This is a genomic window from Shigella sp. SIG3 (assembly GCF_053555855.1).
The window spans coordinates 1-3,529 of sequence record NZ_JBQZXE010000199.1; the positions used below are offsets into that span (position 1 = coordinate 1).

A 3,529-nucleotide genomic window follows, 5' to 3' on the forward strand; every position below is an offset into this window, starting at 1 on the left:
CAGCTGCTGGGCGCTGATTTGATCGTCCAGGCTTTGACGTAATGCCAGCGCATCTGCCACCTCTTTAAAAGCGTTCTGGATTTTCTGTTCATAATTCACCACCGACTGCTGCTGGCGAATTTCGGCGATATCCAGATTGGCCTGGTTGCGTCCGGCATTAAAAATGGGGATCTCCATTTTAGGAATAAAATTCCACATCCCGCTGCTAGCGTTAAATAATGACGACAGATCGCTGCTGGCGGTTGATATTCCGCTGGTCAGGCTGATAGACGGGAAAAATGCCGCACGCGCAGCACCAATATTAGCATTAGCCGCCATTAACGCGTGTTCAGCTTCCATAATATCCGGGCGCTGCAATAAGATTTGCGACGACAAGCCCGCCGGTAATTTAACGCTTTGCAGGCTGCCGCTGTTTACTGTCTGCGCTTGCGGTAGCTTGCCGTAGCTTCCCAATAACAGTTGCAATGCATTATTCGCCTGCGCCAGTTCCCCCTGACGTTTAGCGATGTCACTGCGGGTACTTTCTATCACCCCGCGAGCCTGTTCCAGCGCCAGAACATTGCTGCTACCGGTCAACAGTTGTTTTTCGACAAACGCATATGACTGCTGATAATTACGCAGCGTTTCTTCGGCTATTTGCAATTGCGCATACGCCAGCTGCTGATTGAAATAGCTTTGCGCGACATTAGAAACCAGCAAAATATGCACCGCGCGCTGGGCTTCCTCAGTGGCTAAATAATTTTGGCGCTCGGCTTCGCTCATGTTCTTTAAGCGACCGAAAAAATCGAGATCAAAGCTGGCGTTAAGGCCAGTCGAGAACTCCCGCGTCGTGGCTGAATCGCCTTTAAGATTGCCGCTCCAGCTGCCGCTGCCCTCGCCATTGAGCTGTGGGTAGCGGTCGGCATCGGTCAGACGATATTGCGCCCGTGCCTCCTGCACTTTCAGCGTCGCCATGCGCAAATCCCGGTTATTCACCAGCGCCTCGCTAATCAGCGTCTTCACCTGATTATCAACAAAAAAGGTGCGCCAGCCCGCGTTCTGGTAGTTATCCGCTGCGTTAACCAGGCCGTTCTGGCTGAGTGAGAACTGCTGCGGTACGGGCATTACCGGACGCTGATAATCCGGTGCCAGTGAACAACCAGTTAGCGCAAGGGCCACACAAAATGGCAGAAGTTTACAAGGAGACATAGGCTCATAATTTCTGGTGATTTTATGTCGCCAACTTTACTCGCCAGGCTCTGATTTTCCGGTGACAGGAAAATGACAAAATTGTCATTTTGCCAATAAGCGATTGCCATCTGATCCCGCTACTCTAGAATTGCCCGGGCAACATGCGGAGGAAATATGAAACTGTTGATTGTCGAAGATGAAAAGAAAACCGGAGAATACTTGACCAAAGGGTTAACCGAAGCCGGTTTTGTGGTCGATTTGGCCGACAACGGGCTGAATGGCTACCATCTGGCGATGACCGGTGATTATGACCTGATAATCCTCGATATTATGCTGCCAGACGTGAACGGCTGGGATATCGTGCGCATGTTGCGCTCCGCCAATAAAGGGATGCCGATTCTGTTGCTTACCGCGCTTGGCACCATTGAACATCGCGTCAAGGGGCTGGAGTTGGGGGCAGATGACTACCTGGTGAAACCGTTCGCTTTTGCTGAACTGCTGGCGCGGGTGCGCACTCTCCTGCGGCGCGGGGCGGCGGTGATTATCGAAAGTCAGTTTCAGGTTGCCGATCTGATGGTCGATCTCGTCAGCCGCAAAGTCACCCGCAGCGGCACGCGCATCACTCTGACCAGTAAAGAATTTACTCTGCTGGAGTTTTTTCTCCGCCATCAGGGCGAAGTGCTGCCCCGCTCGCTTATCGCCTCGCAGGTATGGGACATGAATTTCGACAGCGACACTAACGCCATTGATGTGGCGGTGAAGCGGCTACGCGGCAAAATCGACAACGACTTTGAGCCGAAGCTGATTCAAACCGTGCGCGGCGTGGGTTACATGCTTGAGGTGCCGGATGGTCAGTAAGCCATTTCAGCGCCCGTTTTCGCTGGCAACCCGCCTGACCTTTTTTATCAGCCTGGCCACCATCGCGGCGTTTTTCGCCTTTGCATGGATCATGATCCACTCAGTAAAAGTGCATTTTGCCGAGCAGGACATTAATGATTTAAAAGAGATTAGCGCCACCCTTGAACGGGTACTAAATCACCCTGACGAAACGCAAGCCCGACGCTTAATGACGCTGGAAGATATCGTCAGTGGTTATTCCAACGTGTTGATTTCCCTGGCAGATAGCCACGGCAAAACGGTGTATCACTCCCCCGGTGCGCCTGATATCCGCGAGTTTGCACGTGATGCCATACCCGATAAAGACGCGCGGGGTGGCGAGGTGTATCTCCTTTCCGGCCCGACGATTATGATGCCAGGCCACGGTCACGGGCATATGGAACACAGCAACTGGCGGATGATTAACTTGCCGGTTGGCCCGTTGGTGGACGGCAAACCGATTTATACGCTCTACATCGCGCTGTCGATCGATTTTCATCTTCATTACATAAATGATTTGATGAATAAACTTATTATGACCGCATCGGTAATCAGCATCCTGATCGTCTTTATCGTGCTGTTGGCGGTACATAAAGGTCACGCGCCGATCCGCAGCGTCAGCCGTCAAATCCAGAATATCACCTCGAAAGATCTCGACGTTCGCCTTGACCCGCAGACCGTGCCGATTGAGCTGGAACAGCTGGTACTGTCGTTCAACCATATGATCGAGCGTATTGAGGATGTCTTTACTCGCCAGTCCAATTTCTCAGCGGATATCGCCCACGAAATTCGCACACCAATTACTAATCTCATTACGCAAACGGAAATCGCCCTCAGCCAGTCGCGCAGCCAGAAGGAGCTGGAAGATGTGCTCTACTCTAATCTCGAAGAGCTGACGCGAATGGCGAAAATGGTCAGCGATATGCTGTTTCTCGCTCAGGCCGATAACAACCAGCTAATCCCCGAAAAGAAAATGCTCAACCTGGCGGATGAAGTCGGCAAAGTGTTCGATTTTTTCGAGGCGCTAGCGGAAGATCGCGGCGTGGAGTTGCGGTTTGTTGGCGACAAACGTCAGGTTGCGGGCGATCCGTTGATGCTGCGTCGGGCGCTAAGCAACCTGCTTTCTAATGCCCTGCGTTATACGCCAACCAGAGAGACAATTGTAGTGCGCTGTCAGACGGTCGATCACCAGGTGCAAGTTTCCGTCGAAAACCCCGGTACGCCCATTGCGCCCGAGCACTTACCGCGATTGTTTGACCGTTTCTATCGCGTTGACCCCTCCCGCCAGCGAAAAGGTGAAGGTAGCGGTATTGGGCTGGCGATAGTGAAATCGATTGTTGTCGCGCATAAAGGCACGGTTGCGGTAACGTCAGATGCGCGGGGGACAAGGTTTGTTATCACATTACCCGATTAATTATTCAGCAAACGGCAACTTTTATAACCAGTGTAAAAATAACGTGCCGCAATAGTCATACCTATTAAT

Annotated in this window: 3 protein-coding genes; 2 read left to right on the forward strand and 1 reads right to left on the reverse strand. The window is 52.0% G+C overall.

The window, feature by feature from the left end:
* A partial coding sequence (gene cusC / locus ACUU1I_RS20000; RefSeq protein WP_449144892.1) for a Cu(+)/Ag(+) efflux RND transporter outer membrane channel CusC occupies positions 1–1,188 on the reverse strand: 1,188 nt, incomplete at its 3' end.
* 156 nt (positions 1,189–1,344) lie between these two features.
* Between cusC and cusR the strand changes: the two genes are divergently transcribed.
* Positions 1,345–2,028: a copper response regulator transcription factor CusR gene (gene cusR / locus ACUU1I_RS20005; protein WP_000770953.1), complete on the forward strand. Its 684-nt coding sequence runs from the start codon at positions 1,345–1,347 to the stop codon at positions 2,026–2,028.
* Positions 2,018–3,460 (forward strand): Cu(+)/Ag(+) sensor histidine kinase CusS, encoded by a 1,443-nt coding sequence (gene cusS, locus ACUU1I_RS20010; protein WP_000253803.1) that lies wholly within the window; start codon positions 2,018–2,020, stop codon positions 3,458–3,460. Before cusR ends, cusS begins: the two co-directional genes overlap by 11 nt.
* The last annotated feature ends 69 nt before the right edge of the window (positions 3,461–3,529 follow it).

Excerpts from the sequence above, each read along its gene's own strand:
- cusS (WP_000253803.1), top strand. The coding sequence starts at position 2,018 with ATGGTCAGTAAGCCATTTCAGCGCCCGTTTTCGCTGGCAACCCGCCTG.
- cusR (WP_000770953.1), top strand. The coding sequence starts at position 1,345 with ATGAAACTGTTGATTGTCGAAGATGAAAAGAAAACCGGAGAATACTTG.